Annotated in this window: 29 protein-coding genes; 19 read left to right on the top strand and 10 right to left on the bottom strand. The window is 57.4% G+C overall.

The features are described 5' to 3' along the window. Window positions 1–149 precede the first annotated feature (149 nt). Entirely contained in the window at window positions 150–983 is an 834-nt protein-coding gene (locus MY052_RS00185) for a DMT family transporter (RefSeq protein WP_035895025.1), read from the bottom strand. A 220-nt stretch (window positions 984–1203) separates the two neighbouring features. On the opposite strand from MY052_RS00185, the gene ivbL reads away from it, so the two are divergent. From ivbL to uhpT, 7 genes are all read left to right on the top strand, one after another. Next, window positions 1204–1302 (top strand): ilvB operon leader peptide IvbL, encoded by a 99-nt coding sequence (ivbL, locus tag MY052_RS00190; RefSeq protein ID WP_072011409.1) that lies wholly within the window; start codon window positions 1204–1206, stop codon window positions 1300–1302. A 103-nt stretch (window positions 1303–1405) separates the two neighbouring features. Continuing rightward, window positions 1406–3094: an acetolactate synthase large subunit gene (gene ilvB / locus MY052_RS00195; protein ID WP_202216917.1), complete on the top strand. Its 1689-nt coding sequence runs from the start codon at window positions 1406–1408 to the stop codon at window positions 3092–3094. Between the two features lie 3 nt (window positions 3095–3097). Then, the gene (gene ilvN / locus MY052_RS00200; protein WP_035895026.1) at window positions 3098–3388 is read left to right on the top strand and encodes an acetolactate synthase small subunit; all 291 of its coding nucleotides are present in this window, start codon (window positions 3098–3100) and stop codon (window positions 3386–3388) included. A 73-nt stretch (window positions 3389–3461) separates the two neighbouring features. Next, complete coding sequence (gene uhpA / locus MY052_RS00205; protein ID WP_248537997.1) at window positions 3462–4052, top strand: response regulator transcription factor UhpA; 591 nt, start codon at window positions 3462–3464, stop codon at window positions 4050–4052. Beyond that, window positions 4052–5554 (top strand): signal transduction histidine-protein kinase/phosphatase UhpB, encoded by a 1503-nt coding sequence (gene uhpB, locus MY052_RS00210; RefSeq protein WP_035895028.1) that lies wholly within the window; start codon window positions 4052–4054, stop codon window positions 5552–5554. Before uhpA ends, uhpB begins: the two co-directional genes overlap by 1 nt. Window positions 5555–5563: 9 nt before the next feature. Then, on the top strand, window positions 5564–6883 hold the full coding sequence (gene uhpC, locus MY052_RS00215; RefSeq protein WP_035895029.1) for an MFS transporter: 1320 nt from the start codon (window positions 5564–5566) through the stop codon (window positions 6881–6883). 138 nt (window positions 6884–7021) lie between these two features. After that, window positions 7022–8413: a hexose-6-phosphate:phosphate antiporter gene (gene uhpT / locus MY052_RS00220; RefSeq protein WP_248537998.1), complete on the top strand. Its 1392-nt coding sequence runs from the start codon at window positions 7022–7024 to the stop codon at window positions 8411–8413. 43 nt (window positions 8414–8456) lie between these two features. Here the strand turns inward: uhpT and MY052_RS00225 are convergent, their stop codons facing one another. Further along, window positions 8457–9359: a LysR family transcriptional regulator gene (locus tag MY052_RS00225; RefSeq protein WP_248537999.1), complete on the bottom strand. Its 903-nt coding sequence runs from the start codon at window positions 9357–9359 to the stop codon at window positions 8457–8459. Window positions 9360–9464: 105 nt separating this feature from the next. Here MY052_RS00225 and MY052_RS00230 point away from each other — a divergent pair, with 105 nt between their 5' ends. Both MY052_RS00230 and MY052_RS00235 read left to right on the top strand, forming a co-directional pair. Continuing rightward, window positions 9465–9917, top strand: coding sequence for a DUF1198 family protein (locus MY052_RS00230; RefSeq protein WP_035895033.1), 453 nt, complete (start codon window positions 9465–9467; stop codon window positions 9915–9917). Window positions 9918–10031: 114 nt separating this feature from the next. Further along, window positions 10032–10544 carry an SRPBCC family protein gene (locus tag MY052_RS00235; RefSeq protein WP_248538981.1) on the top strand — a complete coding sequence of 171 codons (513 nt, stop codon included), beginning with the start codon at window positions 10032–10034 and terminating at the stop codon, window positions 10542–10544. Between the two features lie 44 nt (window positions 10545–10588). On the opposite strand, the gene MY052_RS00240 is transcribed toward MY052_RS00235, so the two are convergent. Beyond that, window positions 10589–10912: a helix-turn-helix domain-containing protein gene (locus MY052_RS00240; RefSeq protein ID WP_202216920.1), complete on the bottom strand. Its 324-nt coding sequence runs from the start codon at window positions 10910–10912 to the stop codon at window positions 10589–10591. After that, complete coding sequence (locus tag MY052_RS00245; RefSeq protein WP_123650993.1) at window positions 10896–11255, bottom strand: type II toxin-antitoxin system RelE/ParE family toxin; 360 nt, start codon at window positions 11253–11255, stop codon at window positions 10896–10898. The genes MY052_RS00240 and MY052_RS00245 overlap by 17 nt, the downstream gene beginning before the upstream one ends. 213 nt (window positions 11256–11468) lie before the next feature. Between MY052_RS00245 and MY052_RS00250 the strand changes: the two genes are divergently transcribed. The 3 genes from MY052_RS00250 to nepI all read left to right on the top strand — a co-directional run bounded on the left by MY052_RS00250 (window position 11469) and on the right by nepI (window position 13387). Further along, the gene (locus tag MY052_RS00250) at window positions 11469–11810 is read left to right on the top strand and encodes a type II toxin-antitoxin system RelE/ParE family toxin (protein WP_035895036.1); all 342 of its coding nucleotides are present in this window, start codon (window positions 11469–11471) and stop codon (window positions 11808–11810) included. Between the two features lie 9 nt (window positions 11811–11819). Beyond that, window positions 11820–12119, top strand: coding sequence for a helix-turn-helix domain-containing protein (locus MY052_RS00255; protein ID WP_248538000.1), 300 nt, complete (start codon window positions 11820–11822; stop codon window positions 12117–12119). Window positions 12120–12202: 83 nt separating this feature from the next. Continuing rightward, window positions 12203–13387: a purine ribonucleoside efflux pump NepI gene (gene nepI, locus MY052_RS00260; protein WP_248538001.1), complete on the top strand. Its 1185-nt coding sequence runs from the start codon at window positions 12203–12205 to the stop codon at window positions 13385–13387. A gap of 129 nt (window positions 13388–13516) precedes the next feature. Here nepI and phnX read toward each other — a convergent pair whose 3' ends face one another. Continuing rightward, window positions 13517–14326 carry a phosphonoacetaldehyde hydrolase gene (gene phnX / locus MY052_RS00265; RefSeq protein WP_202216922.1) on the bottom strand — a complete coding sequence of 270 codons (810 nt, stop codon included), beginning with the start codon at window positions 14324–14326 and terminating at the stop codon, window positions 13517–13519. A gap of 9 nt (window positions 14327–14335) precedes the next feature. After that, window positions 14336–15439 (bottom strand): 2-aminoethylphosphonate--pyruvate transaminase, encoded by a 1104-nt coding sequence (phnW, locus tag MY052_RS00270; RefSeq protein ID WP_248538002.1) that lies wholly within the window; start codon window positions 15437–15439, stop codon window positions 14336–14338. Between the two features lie 141 nt (window positions 15440–15580). Between phnW and phnR the strand changes: the two genes are divergently transcribed. The 5 genes from phnR to phnV all read left to right on the top strand — a co-directional run bounded on the left by phnR (window position 15581) and on the right by phnV (window position 20260). Further along, on the top strand, window positions 15581–16300 hold the full coding sequence (gene phnR, locus MY052_RS00275; RefSeq protein WP_035895042.1) for a phosphonate utilization transcriptional regulator PhnR: 720 nt from the start codon (window positions 15581–15583) through the stop codon (window positions 16298–16300). Between the two features lie 168 nt (window positions 16301–16468). After that, a complete protein-coding gene (gene phnS, locus MY052_RS00280; RefSeq protein WP_035895044.1) occupies window positions 16469–17482 on the top strand; it encodes a 2-aminoethylphosphonate ABC transporter substrate-binding protein in 1014 nt (337 codons plus the stop codon). A gap of 5 nt (window positions 17483–17487) precedes the next feature. Continuing rightward, window positions 17488–18597 carry a 2-aminoethylphosphonate ABC transport system ATP-binding subunit PhnT gene (gene phnT / locus MY052_RS00285; protein ID WP_248538003.1) on the top strand — a complete coding sequence of 370 codons (1110 nt, stop codon included), beginning with the start codon at window positions 17488–17490 and terminating at the stop codon, window positions 18595–18597. A gap of 2 nt (window positions 18598–18599) precedes the next feature. Next, window positions 18600–19460 carry a 2-aminoethylphosphonate ABC transporter permease subunit gene (gene phnU, locus MY052_RS00290; RefSeq protein ID WP_035895048.1) on the top strand — a complete coding sequence of 287 codons (861 nt, stop codon included), beginning with the start codon at window positions 18600–18602 and terminating at the stop codon, window positions 19458–19460. 2 nt (window positions 19461–19462) lie between these two features. Then, window positions 19463–20260: a 2-aminoethylphosphonate ABC transport system, membrane component PhnV gene (phnV, locus tag MY052_RS00295; protein ID WP_035895050.1), complete on the top strand. Its 798-nt coding sequence runs from the start codon at window positions 19463–19465 to the stop codon at window positions 20258–20260. A gap of 271 nt (window positions 20261–20531) precedes the next feature. Here the strand turns inward: phnV and MY052_RS00300 are convergent, their stop codons facing one another. From MY052_RS00300 to MY052_RS00315, 4 genes are all read right to left on the bottom strand, one after another. Next, window positions 20532–21920: a carbohydrate porin gene (locus MY052_RS00300; protein WP_035896238.1), complete on the bottom strand. Its 1389-nt coding sequence runs from the start codon at window positions 21918–21920 to the stop codon at window positions 20532–20534. 162 nt (window positions 21921–22082) lie between these two features. Beyond that, complete coding sequence (locus tag MY052_RS00305; protein ID WP_147281519.1) at window positions 22083–22385, bottom strand: PTS lactose/cellobiose transporter subunit IIA; 303 nt, start codon at window positions 22383–22385, stop codon at window positions 22083–22085. 83 nt (window positions 22386–22468) lie between these two features. After that, entirely contained in the window at window positions 22469–23791 is a 1323-nt protein-coding gene (locus MY052_RS00310) for a PTS sugar transporter subunit IIC (protein ID WP_202216927.1), read from the bottom strand. A gap of 12 nt (window positions 23792–23803) precedes the next feature. Then, window positions 23804–24118, bottom strand: coding sequence for a PTS sugar transporter subunit IIB (locus tag MY052_RS00315; RefSeq protein ID WP_035896235.1), 315 nt, complete (start codon window positions 24116–24118; stop codon window positions 23804–23806). A 296-nt stretch (window positions 24119–24414) separates the two neighbouring features. Here MY052_RS00315 and MY052_RS00320 point away from each other — a divergent pair, with 296 nt between their 5' ends. Beyond that, the gene (locus MY052_RS00320; protein ID WP_035896234.1) at window positions 24415–25365 is read left to right on the top strand and encodes a LacI family DNA-binding transcriptional regulator; all 951 of its coding nucleotides are present in this window, start codon (window positions 24415–24417) and stop codon (window positions 25363–25365) included. 202 nt (window positions 25366–25567) lie between these two features. Beyond that, window positions 25568–26944, top strand: coding sequence for an MFS transporter (locus tag MY052_RS00325; protein WP_248538004.1), 1377 nt, complete (start codon window positions 25568–25570; stop codon window positions 26942–26944). Window positions 26945–26946 lie beyond the last annotated feature (2 nt).

The following is a 26946-nucleotide window of genomic DNA, read 5'->3' on the forward strand; positions in this document are numbered from 1 at the left end:
GTTTATAAGAATAAATGTCCAGGAATTGCGCTAAAAGCGAGAGGAATCTACCACAATGAGGTGACGATTTAATCATACGTCATGTAAATGAAATGTGTGATGCAGGCAGGATTTATACACGTAAACGGCAACAATAGTTGCCAGTTTAGTCAAGAGAGGCGTAACAGAATGGCACCCGCGGCGATACCGCCAGCGGCCAGCAGACGCAGCCCGGCCACCCGTTCTTTGAGCAGCAGCCAGGCAATCAGCGCGCCAAACAGAATCGAGCTTTCACGCAGCGCGGCGACCACCGCCAGCGGAGCCTGGGTCATCGCCCACAGCGCCAGACCGTAGGAGCCCATGGTCCCCATGCCGCCAAGAACGCCTTTCTTCCAGTGCTGCACCAGATAGCGAGACGCTTCACGGCGGCGGGCGATCATCGCCCAGCACAGCAGGCTGGAGCCATTGAGGAAAAACGACCATAGCGTATAGCCCAGCGCGGTGCCCGACAGGCGCACGCCGGTGCCGTCGATCAGGGTGTAACCGGCAATAATCCAGGCGTTCAGCAGCGCTAACATCACGCCACGTTGCGAACCACCTCGGCCATTGAATGCCATGCCGAGGATCGCCGTACAGATAACCGCGATTCCGCACCATGCCAGCGTGGAAAGATGGTCGCCAAGAAACAGCACGCTGATGATTGCTACCAGCAGCGGCGCGGTGCCGCGCATCAGCGGGTAGGTCTGGCTCATATCGGAAATCTGATAGGTCTTCGCCACCAGTACGGTGTAAATCACCTGCAAGACGGTGGAGACCACCATAAACGGCACGCTGGCGGCCGAGGGCGCAGGCGCAAAGGGTAAAAGCAGCAACGCGATGAGCGCGGCGGAGCCGGTGACGCCGATAGCCGAATAGAGTTTGTCGTTTCCTGCCTTAACAATGGCGTTCCAGCTGGCGTGTAAAAGTGCGGCAAACAGCAAAATGCAGAAAACAGAAAGCGTCATGATAATGCGTTGCTCAGGGAGATTTCACCAAAACTTAACACAACCCACGGGCGGTGACCAAGGCCAGAAATAGGGGATAAATGGGACAGCCTGGATAATTTCCCTGATCACGATAATGTGATCTTTGCTGCATTTTTGTGCGGATGAAAATATTTCCATTGTCAGCCCGGAAAAGCTGTGTTTGTATAAATTCACTAAACGAATTGAGAGAAGACCCTTAATGACCCCATCAATGCTGACTTCGACCCTACTAAAAACCGCGCTACCAGCCGCGGTGGTCGTCGTGCGTGTGGTGGTGGTCGTCGGCAATGCGCCGTAGGGTCAGGAACACACACGATTCCAAACCCCGCCGGCGCAAACCGGGCGGGGTTTTTAGTTTCTAGCCCCCTCCGGATAGTCGGCCTAGTTGAAAGGACTGGAGCATGGCAATTTCGGGCACAACATCACAGACAACGCGTTTTACCGGCGCGCAATTAATCGTTCATTTACTGGAACGTCAGGGTATTACCATGGTCACCGGCATTCCCGGCGGCACGGTTCTGCCGCTGTACGACGCCTTAAGCCAGAGCACCCAGATCCGTCATATTCTGGCGCGACACGAGCAGGGCGCGGGCTTTATTGCCCAGGGCATGGCGCGTACCCACGGTAAACCGGCGGTATGTATGGCCTGTAGCGGCCCCGGCGCCACCAACCTGGTGACCGCCATTGCTGATGCGCGTCTCGACTCGATTCCACTGGTGTGTATCACCGGTCAGGTGGCCTCCTCGTTAATCGGCACCGATGCCTTCCAGGAAGTCGACACCTACGGTATCTCTATCCCCATCACCAAACACAACTACTTAGTCCGTAACATCAATGAATTACCACAGGTTATTGCTGATGCCTTCCGGATTGCACAGTCTGGCCGCCCAGGCCCGGTGTGGATAGACATTCCTAAGGACGTTCAGACCGCGGAAATCGATATCAGCGAACTGCCGGAACCCGGTGGCCGCGCGGCAACGCCAGAATTCAGCGCCGAGAGCGTGAGCGCAGCGGCGGCGATGATCAACGCCGCACAGCGCCCGGTGCTCTATCTGGGCGGCGGCGTTATCAACGCGCCGGAACGCGTGCGTGAACTGGCGGAAAAAGCCAACCTGCCGACCACCATGACCCTGATGGCGCTGGGCATGCTGCCAAAAGCGCACCCGCTGTCGTTAGGCATGTTGGGGATGCACGGCGCGCGCAGCACCAACTTCATCCTGCAACAATCTGATTTGCTGGTGGTTTTAGGTGCGCGTTTTGATGACCGGGCGACCGGTAAAGTGGCGGAATTCTGCCCGAACGCGAAGATTATCCACGTTGATATCGACCGCGCAGAGTTGGGCAAAATCAAACAGGCACACGTGGCGATTCAGGCGGACGTGGACGACGTGCTGACCCAGCTGCTGCCGCAAATTGCCGCCCAGCCGCGTGACGCGTGGCGCGGTAAAGTGGCTGAGCTGCAACAAGAGTTCCCGGGCGCCATTCCTGAAGCAGGCGACCCGCTCAGCCACTACGGCCTGATTAACGCGGCGGCGGCCTGCGTTGACGACAAGGCGATTATTACCACCGACGTTGGTCAGCACCAGATGTGGGTGGCGCAGGCTTACCCGCTGAACCGTCCTCGCCAGTGGCTGACCTCCGGCGGCCTCGGCACCATGGGCTTTGGCCTGCCTGCGGCCATCGGCGCGGCGCTGGCGAACCCGGACAAAAAAGTGCTGTGCTTCTCCGGTGACGGCAGCCTGATGATGAACATTCAGGAGATGGCGACCGCGGCGGAAAATCAGCTGGATGTGAAAATCATCCTGATGAACAACCAGGCGCTGGGTCTGGTACACCAGCAGCAGAGCCTGTTCTACAAACAGGGCGTATTTGCCGCCACCTACCCAGGCATGATTAACTTTATGCAGATTGCCGCCGGTTTCGGTCTGGAAACCTGCGATTTGAACAATGAAGCAGACCCGCAGGCGGCGCTGCAGGCGATAATCAACCGTCCGGGCCCGGCGTTGATTCATGTGCGTATCGACGCAGAAGAAAAAGTGTATCCGATGGTGCCGCCGGGTGCGGCAAATACCGAAATGGTGGGGGAATAAGCCATGCAACAACAGACTCATGACAACGTTATTCTGGAACTCACCGTGCGCAACCACCCGGGCGTAATGACCCACGTCTGCGGGCTCTTTGCCCGTCGCGCCTTCAACGTGGAAGGCATTCTCTGTCTACCGATTCATGACAGCGATAAGAGCCGCATCTGGCTATTGGTCAACGACGATCAGCGACTAGAGCAGATGATTAGCCAGATAGACAAGCTGGAAGACGTGGTGAAAGTAACCCGCAACCAGTCCGACCCGTCGATGTTCAACAAGATAACCGTCTTCTTCGAGTAGTCCGCTCAAGACTTGAACAGTCGCGCGCTTATCGTTAAGGTAGGCGCGTTTTTTTACCCGCCAGGACAAACCCATGATCACCATAGCCCTTATCGACGACCACACTATCGTTCGCTCCGGCTTTGCCCAACTGCTTGGCCTTGAGCCTGATTTGCAGGTGGTCGCCGAGTTTGGTTCCGGGCGCGAAGCGCTGGCGGGGCTACCGGGGCGCGGCGTTCAGGTCTGTATCTGCGATATCTCCATGCCGGACATCTCCGGCCTTGAGCTGCTCGGCCAACTGCCGAAAGGCATGGCTACCATCATGCTCTCCGTTCACGATAGCCCGGCGCTGGTCGAGCAGGCGCTGAACACGGGCGCGCGCGGATTTCTCTCCAAACGCTGTAGCCCGGACGAGCTGATTGCGGCGGTACATACCGTGGCGACCGGTGGCTGCTACTTAACGCCGGATATCGCCGTCAAGCTGGCGGCGGGCCGTCAGGACCCGTTGACCAAGCGTGAACGTCAGGTGGCGGAAAAGCTGGCGCAGGGCCTGGCGGTGAAAGAGATTGCCGCCGAGCTGGGGCTGTCGCCGAAAACGGTACACGTTCATCGCGCTAACCTGATGGAAAAGCTGGGCGTCAGCAACGACGTGGAGCTGGCGCGCCGCATGTTTGACGGCTGGTGATGAATAGCGTCTTTTCGCGGTGTATTACCGTTGTCGCCTGTTTCTTTATCTTCTCCGCCGCGTGGTTCTGCCTGTGGAGTATCAGTCTGCACCTTGTGGAACGCCCGGAGCTGGCGGTGCTGCTGTTCCCGTTCGGCCTGCGTCTGGGGTTAATGCTGCAATGCCCGCGTGGCTACTGGCCGGTGCTGGTGGGCGCAGAGTGGCTGCTGATTTACTGGCTGGCGCAGGAAGTGGCGCTGAGCCACGCATTATTATTGATGACCGGAAGCGCGCTGACGTTGCTGCCGGTAGCGCTGATTTCCCGCTATCGCCATCAGCGCGATTGGCGCACGCTGCTGCTCCAGGGGGCGGCGCTTACCGCGGCGGCGCTGCTGCAATCTTTACCCTGGCTATGGCAAGGGGAGGCGGCGCTTAACGCCTTACTGCTGACCTTAACCGGCGGGCTGACGCTGGCCCCTATCTGCCTCGTGTTCTGGCACTACCTCACCAGCACCACCTGGCTACCGCTTGGCCCGGCGCTGGTGTCGCAGCCGGTGAACTGGCGCGGGCGGCATCTGGTCTGGTATCTGCTGCTGTTTACCGTCAGCCTGTGGCTACAGCTCGGTTTGCCCGCAGAGCTTTCGCGCTTTACCCCGTTTTGTCTCGCCTTACCGATTATCGCGCTGGCCTGGCACTACGGCTGGCAGGGGGCGCTGATCGCCACTCTGATGAACGCCATCGCCCTGATTGCCAGCCAGACCTGGCACGATCACCCCGTTGATTTACTGCTCTCGTTGCTGGCGCAAAGCCTGACCGGGCTGCTGCTCGGCGCGGGCATTCAGCGACTGCGAGAGCTCAACCAGTCGCTGCAAAACGAACTGGCGCGCAACCACCGGCTGGCGGAGCGCCTGCTGGAAACCGAAGAGAGCGTACGCCGCGATGTGGCGCGCGAGCTGCATGATGATATCGGCCAGACCATCACCGCCATTCGCACTCAGGCCGGGATTGTGCAGCGTCTGGCCCCGGAGAACGCGGGCGTGAAGCAGAGCGGGGCGCATATTGAGCAGCTTTCGCTGGGCGTTTACGACGCCGTACGCCGCCTGCTGGGTCGGCTGCGTCCGCGCCAGCTCGACGACCTCTCATTGGAACAGGCCATTCGCTCGCTGATGCGCGAAATGGAGCTGGAAAGCCGGGGCATCGTCAGCCACCTCGACTGGCGAATTGATGAGTCAACGCTGAGCGAAAGCCAGCGGGTAACGCTGTTCCGCGTCTGTCAGGAAGGGCTCAACAACATTGTGAAGCACGCGAACGCCAGCGCGGTGACGCTACAGGGCTGGCAGCAGGATGAACGGCTGATGCTGGTGATGGAAGACGACGGCAGCGGCCTGCCGCCGGGGTCGAATCAACAGGGCTTTGGCCTCACCGGCATGCGCGAACGTGTGACCGCGCTCGGCGGCTCGCTCACGATTTCCTGCATGCACGGCACGCGGGTCAGCGTCTCTTTGCCTCTGCGCTACGTGTAAGGAACGGCGATGTTTCAATTTCTCAAGGCTCCGGCTAACGCCCCGCGCATCACCGACAAGCAGGAGGTAGATGCCCAGTACCGCTACTGGCGGCGGCATATCCTGCTGACCATCTGGCTTGGCTACGCGCTGTTTTACTTCACCCGTAAAAGCTTCAACGCCGCGGTGCCGGAAATTCTCACCACTGGCGTGCTGACCCGCAGCGATATTGGCCTGCTGGCGACGCTGTTTTACATCACCTACGGGCTGTCGAAGTTTATCTCCGGCATCGTCAGCGACCGCTCTAACGCCCGCTATTTTATGGGGATCGGGCTGATTGCCACCGGGGTGGTCAATATTCTGTTCGGCTTCTCCACCTCGTTGTGGGCCTTCGCCCTGCTGTGGGCGCTGAACGCCTTCTTTCAGGGCTGGGGCGCGCCGGTCTGTGCCCGCTTGCTCACCGCCTGGTACTCGCGCAACGAGCGCGGCGGCTGGTGGTCCATCTGGAATACCGCGCACAACGTCGGTGGGGCGCTGATCCCTATCGTGATGGGTGCTGCGGCGCTGCACTACGGCTGGCGTGCGGGGATGACTATCGCGGGAACCATGGCGATTGTGGTCGGCCTGTTCCTTTGCTGGCGACTGCGCGATCGTCCGCAGGCCATTGGCCTGCCGCCGATTGGCGACTGGCGGCACGACGAACTGGAGATAGCCCAACAGCAGGAAGGGGCCGGACTGACGCGCAAAGAGATCTTCACCCGCTACGTGCTGCTCAACCCTTACATCTGGCTGCTGTCGCTGTGCTATGTGCTGGTGTACGTGGTGCGCGCGGCGATCAACGACTGGGGCAATTTATACATGTCCGAAACGCTGGGCGTTGATCTGGTCACGGCGAACACCGCGGTGACCATGTTTGAGCTGGGTGGTTTCATCGGTGCGCTGGTGGCGGGGTGGGGCTCGGACAAACTGTTCAACGGCAATCGTGGGCCGATGAACCTGATCTTCGCCGCCGGGATTTTGCTCTCGGTTGGCTCGCTGTGGCTGATGCCGTTCGCCAGCTACGTGATGCAGGCGGCGTGCTTCTTCACCACCGGCTTCTTCGTCTTCGGCCCGCAGATGCTGATCGGCATGGCGGCGGCGGAGTGCTCGCACAAAGAGGCGGCGGGTGCCGCCACCGGTTTTGTTGGCCTGTTTGCCTACCTCGGCGCGTCGCTTTCCGGCTGGCCGCTGGCGAAGGTGATGGAAGTGTGGCACTGGACGGGCTTTTTCGTGGTGATCGCCATTGCCGCGGGCATCTCCGCGCTGCTGCTGCTGCCGTTCTTAAACGCCCAGGCGCCGAGAGAAGCGTGACCCGCTTCACCTTTCTAAGACGAATGACCTAAAACTAGGAAATTTTCCCGGTTTCACCTGGACGCTGTCTCAGGCCAGACGCGCCGCTGATTTTTACAATACCGGCTATCACGCAGGTATAAAAATCAGGAGATACCCATGCTGGCCTTCTTAAACCAGGTGCGCAAGCCGACCCTGGATCTGCCGCTCGAAGTGCGGCGCAAAATGTGGTTCAAACCGTTCATGCAGTCCTATCTGGTTGTCTTTATCGGCTACCTGACGATGTATCTGATTCGTAAGAACTTTAACATCGCGCAGAACGACATGATCTCCACCTACGGGCTGAGCATGACCCAGCTCGGGATGATTGGTCTCGGCTTCTCCATCACCTACGGCGTGGGTAAAACGCTGGTCTCCTACTATGCCGACGGTAAGAACACCAAGCAGTTCCTGCCGCTGATGCTGATCCTCTCCGCCATCTGTATGCTCGGCTTCAGCGCCAGCATGGGGTCGGGCTCAACCAGCCTGTTCCTGATGATTGCGTTCTACGGTCTGAGCGGTTTCTTCCAGAGTACCGGCGGCTCGTGCAGCTATTCGACCATCACCAAGTGGACGCCTCGCCGTAAGCGCGGTTCCTACCTCGGCATGTGGAATATCTCCCACAACCTTGGTGGTGCGGGCGCGGCAGGCGTGGCGCTGTTCGGTGCTAACGTTCTGTTCGGCGGTCACGTCATCGGCATGTTTATTTTCCCGTCGATTATTGCGCTGATTGTTGGCTTTATCGGCCTGCGTTTTGGTAGCGACTCCCCGGAATCTTATGGCCTCGGCAAAGCGGAAGAGCTGTTCGGTGAAGAGATCAGCGAAGAGGACAAAGAGACCGAAGATAACGACATGACCAAGTGGCAGATCTTTGTTGAGTACGTGCTGAAAAACAAAGTTATCTGGCTGCTGTGCTTCTCCAACATCTTCCTGTACGTGGTGCGTATCGGTATTGACCAGTGGTCTACGGTCTACGCCTTCCAGGAGCTGAAGCTCTCTAAAGAGGTGGCGATTCAGGGCTTTACCCTGTTTGAAGTCGGCGCGCTGGTGGGCACCCTGCTGTGGGGCTGGCTCTCCGACCTCGCCAACGGCCGTCGTGCGCTGGTGGCCTGCGTGGCGCTGGCATTAATCATCGCCACGCTGGGCGTTTACCAGCATGCCAGCAACCAGTACGTCTATCTGGCGTCGCTGTTTGCCCTTGGCTTCCTGGTCTTCGGCCCGCAGCTGTTGATTGGCGTGGCAGCGGTTGGCTTCGTTCCTAAAAAAGCGATCGGCGCGGCCGATGGCATCAAAGGCACCTTTGCCTACCTGATTGGCGACAGCTTTGCCAAGCTGGGTCTGGGGATGATTGCCGACGGTACGCCAATCTTCGGCCTCACCGGCTGGGCGGGCACCTTCGCCGCGCTGGATACCGCCGCCATCGGCTGTATCTGCCTGATGGCCATCGTCGCGGTATTTGAAGAACGTAAAATTCGCCGTGAGAAGAAGATTCAGCAGTTAAAAATGGCGTAAGTGTGTTTGGTAACTTCTTTGCCCGGTTCTGCACCGGGCTTTTTTATGCCTGCTGGCTGGTCTCATGCAGCAATTCACGCAGCCACTGCTGCGCCGGGTCGCGATGTGTACGCTCGTGCCAGGCCATGCTTTTGGTAAAGCCTTGAATCGCCACCGGCGGCTCCTGCACGCAGATTGACGCGCGCGCGCTGGCAAGACGGCTCGGCACGACGGCAATCATTTCGCTGACGGCCAGCACTTCCGGCAGCACCAGGAAGCTGCTCACCGACAGCCCTACCCGGCGTTTGCGGCCGACTTTCGCCAGCGCGTCATCGGTCACGCCCCAGAAACTCTCGCCCTCGTAAGAGACCAGAATATGCTCCAGCGCGCAAAAACGGTCGAGGCTCAGCGGTGCTCGGGCATCGGGATGGTCGGCGCGCAGCATGCAGACATAACGTTCCTCATACAGCGTGCGGCTGTGCAGGTCGCCCGGCGTGGTGCTGGGAGTCAGCAGCGCGAGGTCGATTTTCCCCTGCTCAAACTGTGCGGTCAGCCGCTCCGGTTCAACGGGAATCACCCGTACGCGAATATTCGGCGCGCGCACCTTTAGCGCGGCGATAAACGGCACCACCACCGCTTTCAGCGCGTAGTCGGTGGCGGCGAGGGTGAAGGTGAAGTCGGCGGTAAGCGGGTCGAACCGGGCTGGCTGTAGCAGCATGTTGATATCGTTCAGGATCTGTTTGACCACCGGTGCCAACTGCTGGGCGCGCAGCGTCGGCACCATGCCGTGCGGGGCGCGGATAAACAGCGGATCGCCAAAATTATCCCGCAGCCGGGTCAACATTCCGCTGACGGCGGGCTGGGTCAGCGACAGCCGCGCGGCCGCTCGCGTCACGCTGCGTTCATCGAGCAGCGCATCCAGCGTTTTCAGCAGGTTGAGGTCGAGGGTTCTGAGATCCGGTTTCATCGGCGGCTTCCTTCAGGGAGGTAACGCACATTATGGCATGTTCGAATATCGACAGGGCGCGAAATCCCATTATTATGTCGGGGTTTAGCTAAGGTGAGAGCGTGCATGATCTGGTTGATTCTGGCCACCCTGGTGGTGGTGTTTGTTGTAGGATTTCGGATCCTGACCTCAAGTTCCCGACGGGCAATTCGCCGTCTCAGTGAGCGGCTCGGCATTACGCCAGAGCCGGTGGAGTCGATGGTAGACCAGCTAGGGAAAGCGCAGGGCGAAGAATATTTACACTATCTGGAGCGGCCGAACGAAGCGCATTTGCAGAACGCGGCGCAGATGCTGCTTATCTGGCAGGTGTGTATTGTCGACGGCAGCGAATCCAACATGCTGAGCTGGCACCGACGGCTGCAAAAGGCCCGTCTGGCGGCACCGATTACCGACGCCCAGGTTCGCCTGGCGCTGAGCTTCCTGCGCGAGTTGGAGCCGGAAATCAGCGAGCTGAACGCCTTCCAGTATCGCTATAACGCGCTGTTCCATGATGAAAACGGCGTGCACTGGCTGCATTGATATCACATTGAGTGATGTTGTTTATCAATATTGATGATTATATTTATATCACTCCCGAGCGCATGATTTACCTCGTCAACACAATCACTCACGAGGTTCATCATGAAACAGTCCATGCAGCAAAGCGCAATCGTCTGGCCGGAAGGCTATCTGCCGGGTACCACCGACAACTTTGCCTCTAATGAAATCATCGTCAGCGGCCTGACCGCCAAACAGATTTGGGCACAGCTTGACGACACTACGCTGTGGCCAACCTACTACATCAACGTAGCGGATATTCATTTTCACGACGGCAGCGGCCCGATGCTGAGCGCTAACGCCCGCTTCCGTTTCTCGACTTTCGGCTTCCCGATTGAAGCGCAGATAACTGAATACGTCCCACCGGTCGATGGCGAAGCCGCGCGCATAGCCTGGCACGGCTGGGCGGAAGGCGACGCAACGACCCGTCTGGACGTGATCCACGCCTGGCTGTTCGAAGACCTTCCCGGCAACCGCGTACGCATCCTGACCCAGGAATCGCAGATTGGCATCCCGGCGCAGGAGCTGGCGCGTACCGTACCGAACCCGATGATCAACGGCCATCAAGAGTGGATTACCGGGCTGGTGAAATCGGCGCGCGGGGAGTGAGTTGGGGGTGCCGGATAAGGCGAAGCCGCCATCCGGCACACTCATTACATCAATACTTTCAAACCGTGTTTTTGCACAACGCTCAGCAGCTTCAGCGACATCCCGCTCGGGCGTTTAGCGCCGGTTTCCCATTTTTGAACGGTGGATACGCTGGTATTCAGGTAACGGGCGAAAACGGGTTGACTGACGTTAAGTTCTTCCCGCAATGCTTTGATTTCAAGTGGTTGCAGGTCTTTTACGCAGCTCAAGCAGGCCGTATCAAAACTGCGCATGGTTTCCTGAGGGATGGCATCCACGCTAAATAACCCAGAAGCCGCGCTATGAATGGCTTCGAAGGCTGGGCTTTTGAATTTAGTTTTTGCTGTCATGGAGCACCTCGACCAGTTCTTTGCTGTGAATTAACGCGGTTATTTGAGGAGCTGTGAGGCACGCGTAGTGCTTTGCTAGCTCACGAAACCCCGCCAATTCTCGATAGCTGATATTTGCCATATCCTGCTTGGCGTAAAGGAAGGTGTAAAACCAGTGTTCTCCACCTTTCGCCAGAACGATTGCACGATCCCGGTTCTGATTGAGACGTTTTTTATAAACTCCGCCGCCGAGATTATCCGCTTTTCCCTGGAGCACAGCTTTAATCGCCTCGCTTAACTCATCGTCTTTTATCGCGTGGGATTTTGCTTCCCTATTGAACCACTTGGTTTTGAAGATTCGCATCGGTTTGACGTCCTGTCCCTAAAAGTATAGCACTTAGTGCCATGCTATGCGTGAGTCGTTATTCCTGCACGCATGAACAAAGTCATATTTCTCAATGCTCGAGCCGCTTCGCAAAATGCTATGCAACGAGTTGTCGCTGGGAAGGGAATTCCTTGCTTATATAGCCAGTAAGCTATAATTTATTGATAGCTTATTGGCTATGAGGGATCGCAGATGTGGTCGGTGGAAACAACGGATGTTTTCGACAGTTGGTTTGAGGAACAGGCCGAAGCCTTGAGGGAAGATGTGCTTGCAGCGATGGTGATTTTATCCGAGTACGGACCGCAGTTGTCGCGCCCGTTTGCGGATACGGTTAATGGCTCCGCTTTTTCAAATATGAAAGAGCTTCGTATACAGCATCAGGGAAATCCCATTCGGGCCTTTTTTGCGTTTGATCCTTCTCGCTGCGCCATCGTGCTATGTGCAGGAGATAAAACAGGATTAAACGAAAGACGGTTTTATAAAGAGATGATCAAACTTGCTGACGCCGAGTACCGTAAGCACCTGAATAAGTGAGGAGTAATGATGGCGACCCTTAAAGAGCTAATGGCTAAACAGAGCCCGGAAAGTCAGGCGCGAATTGCTGAAAAAGTCGAAGCGTTACGCCAGACCGTCACGTTAAGCATGTTGCGTGAAGAGCTCAACCTGTCTCAGGCGGAGTTGGCTGCCGCAATGGGCGTAAAACAGCCCACCGTGGCGAAGATGGAGCAGGCGGAAAACGATCCTCGCTTGTCGACACTGAAGCGTTACGTCGCTGCACTCGGCGGTGAGATCAGCATTGATGTCACGCTGCCAACGGGAAAGAAGATAGCGTTTCATCTTTAACCGTTGCCAAAACGTTAAATCCATCACACTTAAAATGTTACACTGCGCACCCTTCAGCAAAAACACCGCGCAGGTAACAAGAAATGAGTGAGCATAGTGAAGAGAAGCCCCGCACAGAGGGCGTTCTGCGGCCGAACTGGTCGGCGGTTTTTGCCGTGGCGTTTTGTGTGGCCTGTCTGATTACCGTGGAATTTTTACCGGTCAGCCTGCTGACCCCGATGGCGGAAGACCTGGGTATTTCAGAAGGTGTCGCCGGTCAGTCGGTCACCGTGACGGCGTTTGTCGCCATGTTCTCCAGCCTGTTTGTTACGCAGATTATCGGCAGCCTCGATCGTCGCTACGTGGTGATTTTGTTCTCCATCCTGTTGACGCTTTCCTGCCTGCTGGTGTCGTTCGCTAACTCGTTTACGCTGTTGCTGATGGGCCGTGCCTGTCTGGGTCTGGCGCTGGGCGGGTTCTGGGCGATGTCGGCTTCGCTGACGATGCGGCTGGTGCCGGCGCGTACGGTGCCGAAAGCGCTGTCGGTTATCTTTGGCGCGGTCTCTATCGCGCTGGTGATTGCCGCACCGCTCGGCAGCTTCCTGGGCGGCATTATTGGCTGGCGCAACGTGTTTAATGCCGCGGCGGTGATGGGCGTACTGTGCATCTTTTGGGTGCTGAAAGCGCTGCCGTCGCTGCCGGGTGAACCGGCGCACCAGAAGCAGAATATGTTTAGCCTGCTGCAACGCCCCGGCGTTATGGCGGGGATGATCGCCATTTTCATGTCCTTTGCCGGGCAGTTCGCCTTCTTCACCTATATTCGCCCAATCTATATGAATCTGGCGGGATTTGGCGTGGACGGCCTGACCTTAGTTCTGCTGAGCTTCGGGATTGCCAGCTTTGTCGGCACCTCATTCTCGGCGGTTATCCTTAAGCATTCGGTTAAGCTGGCGCTGGCCGGTGCGCCGCTGATTCTGGCACTAAGTGCGCTGGTGTTGGCGCTATGGGGAGGCGAAAAGGCGGTGGCGGCAGGTATTGCCATTATCTGGGGGTTAGCGTTCGCGCTGGTGCCGGTAGGCTGGTCGACGTGGATCACCCGTTCGCTGGCCGACCAGGCAGAGAAAGCCGGTTCGATCCAGGTTGCGGTTATCCAGCTGGCGAATACCTGCGGCGCGGCGATTGGCGGTTTGGCGCTGGATCGTCTGGGGCTGACGTCGCCGCTGATGATTTCCGGGGCGCTGATGCTGCTGACCGCGCTGCTGGTTACGGTGAAAGTGCGGATTAAATAACCATGCTATTGCCGGATGAGGCCCGGGTGCCTCCCCGGGGTCGGCATAAATGCCTCGCTCGGGCTACCGGCTCATCCATGTAGCCCGGCCAAGCGAAGCGCCGCCGGGAACGGCGCAGATGTTACCTGTTTATGGGCGTTCGCCCTTCGCCAGACGCGCATTAATCTCGGCAATTACGCCCGGTAAATCCGCCAGCGAATCCACCACGTAATGCGCCCCGGCGGCATACAGCTTGCTGGCCGCATGCTCGCGGCGGGTGGCAATCTCTGCAACAGGCATCGCCTGATACTCTTCCCACGTCGCCCCGAACTCATTGCCCGACACCGCAAGACCCACGGTCCACATCCCGGCGTTAAGCCCTTCGGTAATGCCCGGCGCGGCATCGTCTACCTTCACGCAGCGGCTGACCGCATCGATACCCAGCGTAATCACGTTTTGCAGCGCCATCCACGGCCCCGGACGCCCGCCCGCCGCGAGATCGTCGGTGGCGACCCAGCAATCCGGCGCGTAGCCGTGCTCGGCGGCGGCAGGCACAAGGCGTTCCATTACCGCACGCGGGTAGCCGGAGCAGGAGCCAATCTTGATACCGGCGTTACGCAGTGCCGCAATCGTGTCGATAACCCCGGCGATCGGTGTGGAAAAATCGACAACTTTGGCAATTTGCAGCGGCATAAAGGTGGCATAAATCTCATCGATATCCGCCGCGTTCATGGCACGGCCAAACTTCGCCTGCCAGCGGGCATCGACGGACGGAAGTTTGCCCAGCGCTTCAATATGTTGCCACTTGCCAAGCCCCATCGGCACGCGTGCTTCGGCAAGCGTTATCTCCACGCCAAACGCGCGACGAAAAGCCTCGACAAAAATCTGCGTCGGTGCGAAAGAGCCAAAATCGACGGTGGTACCCGCCCAATCGAGAATAACAGCGTTAATGCGGTTCATGATGGCTCCTTATTTTGTCCAGTACATCGCATTGCGAACGGCGGTCAGCAGGGCGGCGATATCGGTGTCGTACACCTCGCCAATGTTGCCGATACGGAAGCAGTCGCTCTGTGACACCTTGCCAGGATAGATAACAAACCCCTGATCTTTCAGGCGGCTATAAAATTCTTTAAAGCGGTACTGTGGGTTCTCGGGTGAATAGAACGCGGTGATGATCGGCGAATGCAGCGCATCGTCCAGCAGGGTGGTAAAGCCCAGTTCCCGCATACCGGCAACCAGGCTGCGCTGGTTTTGCTGATAGCGCTGATAACGCGCTGCCACGCCGCCTTCTTCCGCCAGCTCTTTCAGCGCCTGAGCAAACGCCAGTACGGTGTGGGTTGGTGAGGTGAAGCGCCATTTGCCGTGGTTATCTTCCATGCAGCGCCACTGGGCGTAGAGATCCAACGACAGCGAGCGGGAGCGGCCTTTGCACGCGGCGAGTTTGTCCGCGCGGGCAATCACGAAGGCAAAGCCCGGCACGCCCTGAATGCATTTGTTGGCAGAGCTAATCAGAAAATCGATATTCAGCGCGGCAATGTCCATCGGAATACCGCCGAAGCTACTCATCGCATCCACAATGTAGGTTTTGCCGTACTGACGGGCCAGTGCGCCGACTTCGTCAATCGGGTTGAGCATCCCGGTGGTGGTTTCGCTGTGCACCATCGCGATATGGGTGATCGCTGGGTCGGCCTTGAGGATCTCAGCGATCGCCTGTACGTCCGGGCGGGAAACTTCGCCGCAGTCATAGGCGTGATGGGCGATATCCATCATCCCCGCCATCTCCACCATACGGGCACCGTAGGCGCCGTTGCTGACAATCAGCACCTTGTCCTGCTTGCCGAGCGCGCTGCCCAGCACCGCTTCCACGGCGTAGCTGCCGCTGCCTTGCAGGAGCACGGAGGTGTAGCCTTCAGCGGCCGTCGCCAGCGCGGTCAGCTGCTGGCGGATAGATTCCACCACGCCGATATTGTAATCATCGTCCCAGGTGCAGCTATCGAACAGCATCGCTTCCTTCACGGTGCGAGAGGTGGTCAGTGGGCCAGGGGTCAGCAGCAGATAGTTACGCGAAGTCATGTTATTTACCTTTGGTCTATACCAGATTTGCATTTATCATGACGATCTTTTCGGCAAAGGGTCAAAGGGAAAATGGCTCTGCAACAAAAAATTCATCTGCGTCTGTATAATGGCGGCAGAGAAAAGTGACAGCGAGTGACTATGAAAGCGATTCCGGGCGATGTCCCACAGTACCTGTTGATCAAGGCGCAGCTTCAGGCGCGCATCCAGAGCGGTGCGTTGAAAAGCGGCGATAAGCTGCCGTCTGAGCGGGAACTGTGCGCTATCTTCAACACCACGCGTATTACCATTCGCGAAAGCCTGGCGCAGCTGGAGGCCAGCGGGCTTATCTGGCGCGCTGACCGTCGCGGCTGGTTTGTCACCCCGGAACGCCTGTGGCTGGACCCAACCCAGAACACCAACTTCCACAAGCTATGCCGTGAGCAGGGCCGTGAGCCGAAAACGGCGCTGTTGAGCGGCGTGCTGACCACCGTGCCGGTAGAGGCGATGGAGCCGTTGCAGCTCCAGCCGTTTGATCAGATCTACCTGCTGACCCGTCTGCGCTACGCCGACGGTCGCGCGGTCTGCTACAGCGAAAACCACTGTCTGCCAGCCCGCGTGCCGGAGCTGTTGCAGTACGATCTCAACGGCAGCCTGACCGAGGTGTACGAATCGCACTACAACCTTGTCTATACCAGCATGCATCTGTCGTTCTACCCGACCGCGATGCCAGCGCAGGCCGCGCAGGCACTGGGGGTGATGGAAGGGCGCCCGGCGCTGTTGCTGCGCCGTCTAAACTACGATCAGCACGGGCGCGTGCTCGATCTGGATATCGAATACTGGCGTCACGATAGCCTGCGTATTGAGGTGGATACCCACTAGCCGCTGCTTGCCGGATGGCGTCGCTGCGCGCCTTATCCGGCCTACAAACGATCCTACCGATTCGTCTATCAACAAATCCTTCATCGTATTGTCACAAAAGCCGTTTAGCGTAAAAAGCAAATCTGGTATAGGCCAGAAACACAAAACGCACGCTATGAGGCTAACACGATGAAACTTTCCCGACTTGCTCTGCTGTCTGTTTTCGCCCTCGCCAGCGCCCCGACATGGGCGGAATCGGTGGTCACGGTTTACTCCATCGACGGGCTGCACGATGGCGACAACAGCTGGTATCAGGCGCAGTTCGACGCGTTCACCAAAGCGACCGGCATTACCGTACGCTACGTTGAAGGCGGTGGAGGCGTGGTGGTTGAGCGCCTGGCGAAAGAGCGCACCAACCCGCAGGCCGACGTGCTGGTGACTGCACCGCCGTTCATTCAGCGCGCCGCGTCTGAAAAACTGCTGGCGAGTTTTAAAACCGATGCCGCCAGTGCGATTCCGGATGCCAACGACTTCTATTCGCCGCTGGTGAAGAACTACCTGAGCTTTATCTACAATGGCAAGGTGCTAAAAACCGCCCCGGCCACCTGGCAGAGCCTGCTCGACGGCCAGTTCAAAAATAAACTGCAGTACTCCACCCCAGGCCAGGCCGCTGACGGCACGGCGGTGATGCTGCAAGCCTTCCACAGCTTCGGCAGCAAAGACGCCGGGTTTGATTACCTCGGCAAGCTACAGGCCAACAACGTCGGGCCATCTGCCTCTACCGGCAAGCTGACCGCGCTGGTCAATAAAGGCGAACTGTATGTGGCAAACGGCGACCTGCAGATGAACCTCGCGCAGATGGAACGTAACCCGAACGTGAAAATCTTCTGGCCGGCAAACGACAAAGGCGAGCGCAGCGCGCTGGCTATCCCGTACGTGGTTGGCTTAGTCCAGGGCGCGCCGGAAAGTGAAAACGGCAAAAAGCTGATTAATTTCCTGCTGAGTAAAGAGGCGCAAACTAGCGTCAGCGCACTCTCCTGGGGGATGCCGGTGCGTAGCGACGTGACGCCGAGCGACGACCACTACAAAGCGGCAACCGCCGCGATGGCGGGCGTGCAGAGCTGGCAGCCAAACTGGGATGACGTTGCCGTCTCGTTGTCGGCAGACATCTCCCGCTGGCATAAAGTGACCGATAGCGAGTAAGTCTGATGCTGATGAAAACGACCGCCATTCCGACCCCTGCCATGCAGGGGACCTCGGGGATAGTCCTCGACTCGCTGCGTGTGGCGTACCACGGTAATGTGGTGCTTAAACCGCTCTCTTTGACGATTGAACCCGGCGAAGTACTGGCGCTGATTGGCCCTTCCGGCTCCGGAAAAACCACGGTGCTGCGCGCGGTGGCGGGCTTTGTCCAGCCTGCGGGCGGTCGCATTCTTATCGGCGATACGGATGTGACCCAGCTTCCGCCTTACAAGCGCGGGCTGGCGATGGTGGTACAGAACTACGCGCTGTTCCCACATATGAAGGTGGAAGATAACGTCGCCTTCGGCCTGCGGGCACAAAAGCAGCCCAAGGCGCTGATTAATGAACGCGTGAACCAGGCGCTGAAAACGGTCGGCATGAGCGATTATGCCACCCGTTATCCGCATCAGCTTTCCGGCGGCCAGCAGCAGCGCGTGGCAATTGCCCGCGCCATTGCTGTGCGCCCACGGGTGCTGCTGCTGGATGAACCGCTCTCGGCGCTGGACGCGCAGATTCGCCACAACATGGTGGAAGAAATTGCCCGCCTGCACCGTGAACTGCCGGAACTCACCATTCTCTACGTCACCCACGACCAGACCGAAGCGCTCACCCTGGCGGATAAAATCGGCATCATGAAGGACGGCTCGATGATCGCCCACGGCGAAACCCGCGCGCTGTATCGTCATCCGCCGAATCGCTTTGCCGCCGAGTTTTTAGGGCGCGCCAATATTCTCTCCGCCACGGCGCTGGGCATCACGGATGCGCCAGGGCTGGTGGACGTGAGCTGCGGCGGCACGGTAATCCGCGCCTTCAGCCAGGGCAGCCACCACGGCTATAACAAGCTGCTGTGCATTCGCCCGCAGCACCTGAGCCTGACGCCGCGCTCCGCCGCCAGCAACCGCTTTAACGCCACGCTGCAATCGCTGCACTGGCAGGGCGATCTCACCCATCTGCTGTGCGATGTGGCGGGTGAAGCGGTGCGTATCGTCCTGACGCACGTGGACCCGCTGCCGAAGCCCGGCGATAAGCTGGCGCTGTGGTTTGAACCCGATGACGCGGTTTTGATTGAGGTATAACGATGTCGCTCTCTCTGACCCAGACCAAACCGCTGCCCAACCTGCGCCCAATGTTATGGCTGCTGTTGCCGCTGCTGGTGTTGACCACGCTGTTCTTCTGGCCTCTGTCGCTTATCGTCGAGCAGGCGCTGCGCGACGTCAACGGCAACGTCGGTCTGGACACCTTCTGGCAGGTGGTGGGTTCCCGGCGCTTTGTCAGCGCGCTGATGAACACCCTGCAAATTGCGCTGACCGCCACTGCAGGCTGTCTGCTACTGGGCAGCGTGCTGTCGCTGATTCTGGTGTTTATCCCATTTCCCGGCAGCGAACTGATTGGTCGGGTGGTGGACACCTTTATCGCGCTGCCCACGTTTCTGATTACCCTGGCCTTCACCTTTATTTATGGCTCGGCGGGGCTGCTCAACGGCACGCTGATGCATCTGTTCGCCTTCGACCTGCCGCCGGTCGATTTCCTCTATTCGATGCAGGGCGTGATTCTGGCGGAGATCACCGTCTTCACGCCGCTGGTGATGCGTCCGCTGATGGCGGCGCTGCGCCAGATTGATAAAAGCCAGCTTGAGGCGGCCAGTATTCTCGGCGCGCACCCGCTGCGGGTAATTGCGCAGGTGATTTTTCCGGCGGCGCTACCGGCGCTGATGGCGGGCGGCAGTCTGTGTCTGCTGCTAACCACCAACGAGTTCGGCATCGTGCTGTTTATCGGCGCGAAAGGGGTTAATACGCTACCGATGATGGTTTACAGCAAAGCGATTCTGGAATCTGACTACAGCGTCGCCTGTATGATCGCGTTGATTAACATTGTGCTGTCGCTGGGGCTGTTCTCGCTCTATCGCCTGGCGGCCGCGCGCACGGGCGTAAGGGGTTAACCATGTTGATTTGGTCGCGCAAAGGGCGCGTCGCGGCAGGCATAGTGGCTACCACGCTTGCTAGCGTCTTCTTTTTCCTGCCGCTGGCGGTGATTTTAATGTCCAGCCTGAGCCAGCAGTGGAACGGCATTCTCCCGAGCGGCTTCACGCTGAACCACTTTGTGAATGCCTTTCGCGGCGCGGCGTGGGATGCTCTGCTCGCCAGCCTGATTATCGGTTTTTGCGCCAGCCTGTTTGCGCTGCTATGCGGCGTCTGGGCGGCGCTGGCGCTGCGCCAGTACGGCGGTAAGGTGCAAAAGGGGCTGAGTATGCTGTTCTACTTGCCGAGCGCCATTCCTTCGGTCTCCGTCGGACTTGGCATTCTGGTGGCCTTCAGCCAAGGGCCGCTGCAGATGAACGGCACGCTGTGGATTGTGCTGGTGGCGCACTTTGTGCTGATCTCCGCGTTCACCTTTAGCAACGTTTCCACCGGGCTGGCGCGGGTTTCCGCCGATATTGAAAACGTCGCTTCAAGTCTTGGCGCATCGCCGTGGTATCGCCTGCGCCACGTCACGCTGCCGTTGCTGATGCCGTGGATGGTGTCGGCGTTGGCGTTGAGTCTGTCGCTATCGATGGGGGAGTTGGGCGCGACGATGATGATTTACCCGCCGGGCTGGACCACGCTGCCGGTGGCTATTTTTAGCCTGACCGATCGCGGCAATATCGCCGACGGCGCGGCGCTGACCATCGTGCTGGTGGCAATGACGCTGCTGTTGATGATGAAGCTGGAGCGCGTGGCGAAGCGGTTGGGGCAGAAATAAAAACCCTCACCCCAGCCCTCTCCCTTAAAAAGGGAGAGGGAGTACATTGGTGCCGCTGATAAGCTCGGCAGGAAAATCCTGCACAAAACGGTCCCCTCGCCCCTTTGGGGAGAGGGTTAGGGTGAGGGGAAAAAGAGGGCACATCAACAAAGAAGGTCCCCCTCTCCCCCTTTAGGGAGAAGGTGAGAGTGAGGGGTGTATGTTGGCTCGAAAGTCAAACCCTCACCCCAACCCTCCCCGTAAAAGAGGAGAGAGGGTTTATCACGCTAACTTAGAACCAGGCTTCAAACATGCCGCCGAAGTTCAGCGAATCCAACTGCTCGTCCTGCGTTCCGTTCACCTTCGCCGTACGCTTGTTATCAACCTGACCACCGGTCACGTAGAAGCGCAGCATTGGACGGAATTCCGGCCCCATACCAATCGCGATGTTCTGCGACAGCGTCAGTTTCCAGCCGTGGTTATCACCGCCCTGATCGTAATCTACGCGCTGGTAGCCCGCTTCCAGCCAGGTGGAGTGCACGTCGTTCCAGAAGTACATTGGACGAACAATGGCGCCGTAGTTTTTACGGTTGTCGGTGTTGTCTTTGCTGTTGTCATAGTCGTGGAAGGCTAACAGGTATTCCACCTGCGCCTGCTGGGTGAACTTATAGTTACCCTCGAAGCTGGCGTAGATAGCGGTCAGGCCGTCGGTTTTGTTAAACACGCTGTTATCCGAGTTATCGGAGTAGCGCAGGATAACCTTGTTCACGCCGCTGTCGTCGCTGTTGGTGTGGCTTAACAGCAGGCCGCCCTGCCAGGCATCCAGCTGCTGGTCGTTATCCACCGCTTTGGAGTCGAAGCCGTAGTTGGCGTAAACCTCAACGTCAATCGGGCCTGCTTTGATGTTGTGGGTTTTGGTGGTCAGTGCGTAGTGGCCGTTGTCGCCGGTATCAGAGTTACCGGTACAGGTGATGCGCGATGGGTTCGACTCATCGGCCATCACTTCCGGGCTACAGGATTTCACCTGTGCCACGGTGGCAACGTCGAACTGCACGCCGCCGACGTCAAAGTTTTTCACCCCTGCGCCCTGGCCGTCGTGGTTCATCCAGAAGTAGTCGTTGATACCCTGTTGCGGACGCTGGTGGAAGTCGCGGCCTGCCCAGATATAGGCGTTAGGGTTCGATTCCAGCACGTTGGTCACGCCAACGTAGGCTTTTTTCAGGTTAACTTCGTCACTCCAGTGGTCGAACATAACGTTGATATCCCAGATAGCGCCTTTGCTGCTCTTAAAGGCTTTGGTTAACTGGAATTCACCGCCGTTCCCTTCGTTACCCAGACGGCCAATAGCCGAGGCGCCGTTATAGGAACCGTCCACGCCGACGTATTTCTGGTCGCCTGCCTGGAAGTGTGCGCCGTAGCGCGCGTAGCCGCTGAACTTCAGACCAAACGGCACCGCCATGTCTGGCGTCTGCGCGGCGCTTTGTGGGTTGGTTTCCAGATCCACCTTTTTGGCCTGGGCGGCATCCATTTTGGCCTGGCGGTCAGCCAGGGCTTTATCGACGGCCTTGGCCACGATGGCGTCGATTTGTTCCTGAGTAAATTCTTGTGCCATTACAGAGGAAAGCGGGCAAAGTGCGGCAATAACCGCCATAGCTAAAGGAAGTTTTTTTACAGTTTTCATGGTTATCTCAAATTAATTAATTATATTTTCAGACAATAACCATCCCGTTCAGGTGGATATTCGCTATCGCCACCAGAACAAGCTGATTTTATATTTTATGGTGTAGGGTACAATTAAATAATTAGCGTAATTAACGTCTCCGTAGTTAAATGAAATTAAATATCAACGTTGATAAAGGTGAATAATTTCTTCAGAAAGCTCACGAGCGAGTAATGAGTTCATTAAGTGGTCCTGCGCGTGAACCATAATTAAGGTCATGGGCTGCCGCGCTTCACCTGCATCCTGCTCGATAAGCTTGGTTTGCATATGGTGTGCCTGACGGGCGTAGCCATCGGCTTCCCGCAGGAGATTTCTGGCTTCCTCCATTTCGCCCTGGCGCGCGGCGTGCAGCGCTTCGAAACATAGCGATCGGGACTGGCCTGCGTTAATGATTATTTCCATTACCGCGTCCTCTAACCTAACCATAATAAGATCCCCTAACTATTTAAAGTCATAATAAGAACAGGGCGGAAATAATATATTAATGCTTAATATTAAATTAATCTGATTTAACTAACGGTTTCCGCTAATGGCGATGCCGTTTTTAATTTCTGCTCTTCAGTTTTCATTAATGAACGCTCGTAGGCGCGCAGGAATGGTAAATACATGGCCGCAGAGACCAGCATACAGATAACGCACATCACCACCGGACTTAATGCCCAGTTTGCTGCCCAGGAAGCACCGATAGGCGCAGGCGTGGTCCACGGCGTCAGCGAAACCACCTGTGCCAGCCAGCCGAGACGGGTAGCGGTATAGGCGAGAACGGCGTTAACCATTGGAATACAGACAAACGGAATAAACATCATCGGGTTCATAATAATCGGCGCGCCGAACAGAATCGGTTCGTTGATATTAAAGAAGCTTGGGACGACGCCCATTTTACCGATGGTACGCAGGTGCGCGACGCGGCTACGCAGCAGCAGGAACGCCAGCGGTAAGGTACAGCCTACGCCGCCAATCAGCAGGTAGTGATCCCAGAAACCTTGCAGGTAGACGTGCGGCAGAACGGTGCCCGCAGCCAGCGCGGCCTGGTTGGCAGAGAGGTTCGCCATCCAGAATGGGTTCATGATCCCGGTGACAATCAGCGAGCCGTGGATCCCGGCAAACCAGAAAATCTGGCACATCAGCACCGACAGCAGGATCGCGGGCAGAGAATCAGAAGCAGAAACCAGCGGGGCCAGTACGTGCATAATCGCCTGCGGCAGAATCATACCGGTCTGCGCTTCAATGAACAGGTTCAGCGGGTGCAGCGTACCAATCACCACCAGAACCGGAATCAGGATCTCGAATGAACGCGCCACGCCGGTCGGGACCTCTTTTGGCAGGCGAATGGTGACGTTGTTCTGCTTAAGCCAGGCGTACACGCGGGTGGAGTAAATCGCGGTAATCAGCGCGGTGAAAATCCCCTGACCAGACAGATACTGGGTGGAAATCTTACCGTCTGCGTACGGCGCGGCAACCAGCAGGAAGGCCATAAACGCCAGCAGGCCGGACATCACCGGGTCGAGGTTAAACTGACGACCAAGGCTTGCCCCGATACCGACGGAGATAAAGAAGGTCATCACGCCCATGCTGAGGTTAAACGGCAGCATCAGCTGATCGCGATAGTGAGCGGAGAAATCGAGCCAGCCGCGGGCAAAACCGTTGGTCGTATCCGGTGAGAACGGTGGGAAAATAAACACCAGCATGAACGAGCCGATTATCATAAACGGCAGCGCGGCGGTAAAACCATCGCGAATGGCGATGACATATTTTTGCTGTCCGAGACGGCCGGCCAGCGGGGTAATGGATTGCTCAATAACGGCAACCATGGATTGATAAAGAGAACTCATTTGGAAACCCTTTTAGTGCGCTGCGGAAATCAGCGACAGAGCGTAATCGAGTACTTTGTCACCCCGTTGCATTCCATAATCCATGGTATCAATCGCCTGGACGGGAATATTTTGGGTGGCGGCCTTTTCTGACAAACTTTTTAACATGTACTTCACCTGTGGACCCAGTAACACCACCTGATATTGCGGGTACTGGATGTCAAATTCGGACACGCCATAGGCATCAATTTTTACCGGCAAGTCCCGTTCCTGCGCGGCTTCCACCATTTTTCTGACCAGCATGCTGGTCGACATTCCGGCGGAGCAGCAGAGCATAATTTTGTACATCTACGACCATCCTCTAAATGTAAAAAGTTGTTGCGATCGTGATTTGATATGAAACTGAAACCGGTTTCTATTCATAAAACTTAGAACTGTGATATCCATCAATTTCTCATGCTTATGAGACTAATTATTTCGTCCTGGCTCACATAAAATTGTCGTTTTGAGGTGAAATGGACATCAAATGGATAATCGGTTTCCATGGGAAAAGGGAAACGGATATACTGTCGGCAGCTATAATTTGAGCCGTTGTTGTACCGAGGATTTACAGGGCAACTCGTGTGCCTTTTCAGGGGAGAATGATGTCTACAATCAACGATGTATCACGTCTGGCCGGAGTGTCTAAGGCCACAGTTTCACGTGTGTTGAGCGGTTCACGAGGAGTAAAAGAGGCCAGCCGGCTTGCAGTTTTACGCGCGGTTGATGAACTCAATTATCGGCCCAATGTGATTGCCCAATCGCTGCTGAGTCAGTCTACCGGCTGCATTGGCGTCATTTGCGCCATGGAGAATATTAACCAGACCACCGGCTATCTCTACGCGCTGGAAAAGCAGTTTAGCCAGCACCAAAAACACCTGCTGCTGCGCTTTGCCAATACGCGAACCGGCGTGATGTCGGCACTGGATGAATTAACTAGCGGGCTGTGCGATGACGTGCTGGTGATCGGCGCGCGTTTCCCGCTGGAGGTCGATAGCGACAACGTGGTGTTGATTGACTGCCCTGAAGCGGAAAACACCAACAGCATCCAGTTTGACCACGTTTTTGCCGCGGAAACCGCCTGTAACTACCTTGCGAGCCAGGGTCGTCGCCAGATTGCGCTGATTCAGCCGTTGGGCAGCGGTTTTGTCGACGACGTGCTGCTGGGCTACAAGCAGGGGCTGGAGAAAAACTTTCTGCCGTTTAATCGCAACCTGGTGTTTATGGACAGCAACTCTTCGACCGTGGCGTTGCAGGAACTGCTGAACAACGCCAGCACCGTCAACTTTAATGCGCTGCTGGTGGCCGATGAACAGGAAGCGCAGCGGGTGATCCCCCAGCTTCTGGCGTTCAATAAACGCGTTCCGGAAGATGTGATGGTCTTCAGCCTTGCGGGGACGCTGCACCTGCCGGGCATTCCAACCATTCCGGCCATCGAATACTCGATGGATGCTATTGCCGCGCGCATTGTTCACTGGCTGGAAGAGAAAACCCAGTCTCCGGGCAACCACGCTTTTCGCGGCGATCTGATTATTCCAGAGATGCATAGACGCTAATCCTGTCGCCCGCCGCTGCCAGGCTGCGGGCGTTTATTCCCTCCCATTGTTTTGCCACGCCGCTCACAATATAAAAATAACTCATACCCACCCGCGGATTTTTGAACCGGACAGCGTCGGGCGACTGCCTTAACGTGGGCTGAACGTTCATCCAATAACACAAACCAGAACATTCATACCTCCTCTTTAAGGACGTAACCCTATGAGCCTCTCGACCGGTGTAGATGTAAAAGCGTGGATTGATGCCCGACCAATCTCGCGCTTTCAGTGGAAAATTTTGTTTCTCTGTTTCGTGATTATCATGCTCGACGGCTATGACGCGGCAGTGATGGGCTTTATCGCCCCGGCGCTGCTGGAAGACTGGGGCATCAGCCGCGCGGCGCTGGGGCCTATTCTGGGCGCGGCGATGTTCGGCGTAGCGCTGGGTGCACTGATTGCCGGGCCGCTCGCTGACCGCTACGGGCGTAAGCGCATTCTGCTGTCCTCGGTGGCGCTGTTCGGCGTCTTCAGCCTGGCGGCGGCAATGGCGCAAACGCCTACCCAACTGGCGCTGCTGCGCTTTTTAACCGGGCTCGGTCTTGGTGCGGTGATGCCAAACTGTGTGACCCTGGTGGCGGAATACATGCCTGAGCGGCGTAAAGGATTGATGATTACGCTAATGTACAGCGGGTTTAACGTCGGCTCTGGGCTCGGCGGATTTATCGCCGCGGCGCTGCTGTCGCACTACAGCTGGCATTCGGCGCTGATCTTCGGCGGCGTACTGCCGCTGGTGGTGCTGCCGTTTATGCTGGTGATGCTGCCGGAATCGGCGATGAACATGGTGGCGCGGCGCGTGCCGGGAGCTGAGATTGCCCGCGTGCTGAACCGCCTGGGCGGCCAGTTTGCCGCTAACACGTTGTTTACCCTGAGTACGCCGCAAATTTCCCGCCACGCGAAGGTGATTCAGCTGTTCCGCGGTGGTTACGCGCGCGGCACCGTCGCGCTGTGGCTGACCTATTTTATGGGACTGTTCGTGATTTACTTGCTGAACGGCTGGTTGCCGACCATTCTGCGCTCCGGCGGTCTGTCGTTGCAGCAGGCGGCGATTATCACCGGCCTGTTCCAGCTTGGCGGCCCGATCGGCGGCATTCTGGTGGGCTACCTGATGGACCGCACCTCGGCAAAAGTGGTCATTGCGGCAACGTATTTTATTGGCTGTCTGTGTCTGCTGTCCCAGGGGCTGATGGACTTTGGTTCAGCGGCGCTGTCGGTGCTGATTTTCGTGAGCGGGATGTGTATTAACGGCGCGCAAAACGGCCTTCAGGCCTACTCGCCAGCCTTCTATCAAACCGAAATTCGCGCTACCGGCGTGAGTTGGATGCACGGCATTGGGCGTATCGGAGCGATTTTAAGCTCAACGCTGGGGGGCGTAATCATGCTGGCGGTGCCGGGGCACTCGTCAATTTTCCTGGTGCTGGCGCTGCCGGCCTGCCTCGCGGCAGCCTGTATTCTGCTGCACCGTATGAATCAGCGTAACGCCGCGCAGAGTGGGCGTACGGCGGGCGATGTGGCGCTACCAAACGCTGCCCATCATCGATAAGT

Source organism: Kluyvera ascorbata (genome assembly GCF_023195735.1).
Taxonomy (GTDB): domain Bacteria; phylum Pseudomonadota; class Gammaproteobacteria; order Enterobacterales; family Enterobacteriaceae; genus Kluyvera; species Kluyvera ascorbata.

What these genes read in the sequence shown, in the direction of transcription:
- MY052_RS00185 (WP_035895025.1), bottom strand. Translation starts at nt 983, where the DNA reads ATGACGCTTTCTGTTTTCTGCATTTTGCTGTTTGCCGCACTTTTACAC.
- ivbL (WP_072011409.1), top strand. Translation starts at nt 1,204, where the DNA reads ATGACCCCATCAATGCTGACTTCGACCCTACTAAAAACCGCGCTACCA.
- ilvB (WP_202216917.1), top strand. Translation starts at nt 1,406, where the DNA reads ATGGCAATTTCGGGCACAACATCACAGACAACGCGTTTTACCGGCGCG.
- ilvN (WP_035895026.1), top strand. Translation starts at nt 3,098, where the DNA reads ATGCAACAACAGACTCATGACAACGTTATTCTGGAACTCACCGTGCGC.
- uhpA (WP_248537997.1), top strand. Translation starts at nt 3,462, where the DNA reads ATGATCACCATAGCCCTTATCGACGACCACACTATCGTTCGCTCCGGC.
- uhpB (WP_035895028.1), top strand. Translation starts at nt 4,052, where the DNA reads ATGAATAGCGTCTTTTCGCGGTGTATTACCGTTGTCGCCTGTTTCTTT.
- uhpC (WP_035895029.1), top strand. Translation starts at nt 5,564, where the DNA reads ATGTTTCAATTTCTCAAGGCTCCGGCTAACGCCCCGCGCATCACCGAC.
- uhpT (WP_248537998.1), top strand. Translation starts at nt 7,022, where the DNA reads ATGCTGGCCTTCTTAAACCAGGTGCGCAAGCCGACCCTGGATCTGCCG.
- MY052_RS00225 (WP_248537999.1), bottom strand. Translation starts at nt 9,359, where the DNA reads ATGAAACCGGATCTCAGAACCCTCGACCTCAACCTGCTGAAAACGCTG.
- MY052_RS00230 (WP_035895033.1), top strand. Translation starts at nt 9,465, where the DNA reads ATGATCTGGTTGATTCTGGCCACCCTGGTGGTGGTGTTTGTTGTAGGA.
- MY052_RS00235 (WP_248538981.1), top strand. Translation starts at nt 10,032, where the DNA reads ATGCAGCAAAGCGCAATCGTCTGGCCGGAAGGCTATCTGCCGGGTACC.
- MY052_RS00240 (WP_202216920.1), bottom strand. Translation starts at nt 10,912, where the DNA reads ATGACAGCAAAAACTAAATTCAAAAGCCCAGCCTTCGAAGCCATTCAT.
- MY052_RS00245 (WP_123650993.1), bottom strand. Translation starts at nt 11,255, where the DNA reads ATGCGAATCTTCAAAACCAAGTGGTTCAATAGGGAAGCAAAATCCCAC.
- MY052_RS00250 (WP_035895036.1), top strand. Translation starts at nt 11,469, where the DNA reads ATGTGGTCGGTGGAAACAACGGATGTTTTCGACAGTTGGTTTGAGGAA.
- MY052_RS00255 (WP_248538000.1), top strand. Translation starts at nt 11,820, where the DNA reads ATGGCGACCCTTAAAGAGCTAATGGCTAAACAGAGCCCGGAAAGTCAG.
- nepI (WP_248538001.1), top strand. Translation starts at nt 12,203, where the DNA reads ATGAGTGAGCATAGTGAAGAGAAGCCCCGCACAGAGGGCGTTCTGCGG.
- phnX (WP_202216922.1), bottom strand. Translation starts at nt 14,326, where the DNA reads ATGAACCGCATTAACGCTGTTATTCTCGATTGGGCGGGTACCACCGTC.
- phnW (WP_248538002.1), bottom strand. Translation starts at nt 15,439, where the DNA reads ATGACTTCGCGTAACTATCTGCTGCTGACCCCTGGCCCACTGACCACC.
- phnR (WP_035895042.1), top strand. Translation starts at nt 15,581, where the DNA reads ATGAAAGCGATTCCGGGCGATGTCCCACAGTACCTGTTGATCAAGGCG.
- phnS (WP_035895044.1), top strand. Translation starts at nt 16,469, where the DNA reads ATGAAACTTTCCCGACTTGCTCTGCTGTCTGTTTTCGCCCTCGCCAGC.
- phnT (WP_248538003.1), top strand. Translation starts at nt 17,488, where the DNA reads ATGCTGATGAAAACGACCGCCATTCCGACCCCTGCCATGCAGGGGACC.
- phnU (WP_035895048.1), top strand. Translation starts at nt 18,600, where the DNA reads ATGTCGCTCTCTCTGACCCAGACCAAACCGCTGCCCAACCTGCGCCCA.
- phnV (WP_035895050.1), top strand. Translation starts at nt 19,463, where the DNA reads ATGTTGATTTGGTCGCGCAAAGGGCGCGTCGCGGCAGGCATAGTGGCT.
- MY052_RS00300 (WP_035896238.1), bottom strand. Translation starts at nt 21,920, where the DNA reads ATGAAAACTGTAAAAAAACTTCCTTTAGCTATGGCGGTTATTGCCGCA.
- MY052_RS00305 (WP_147281519.1), bottom strand. Translation starts at nt 22,385, where the DNA reads ATGGTTAGGTTAGAGGACGCGGTAATGGAAATAATCATTAACGCAGGC.
- MY052_RS00310 (WP_202216927.1), bottom strand. Translation starts at nt 23,791, where the DNA reads ATGAGTTCTCTTTATCAATCCATGGTTGCCGTTATTGAGCAATCCATT.
- MY052_RS00315 (WP_035896235.1), bottom strand. Translation starts at nt 24,118, where the DNA reads ATGTACAAAATTATGCTCTGCTGCTCCGCCGGAATGTCGACCAGCATG.
- MY052_RS00320 (WP_035896234.1), top strand. Translation starts at nt 24,415, where the DNA reads ATGTCTACAATCAACGATGTATCACGTCTGGCCGGAGTGTCTAAGGCC.
- MY052_RS00325 (WP_248538004.1), top strand. Translation starts at nt 25,568, where the DNA reads ATGAGCCTCTCGACCGGTGTAGATGTAAAAGCGTGGATTGATGCCCGA.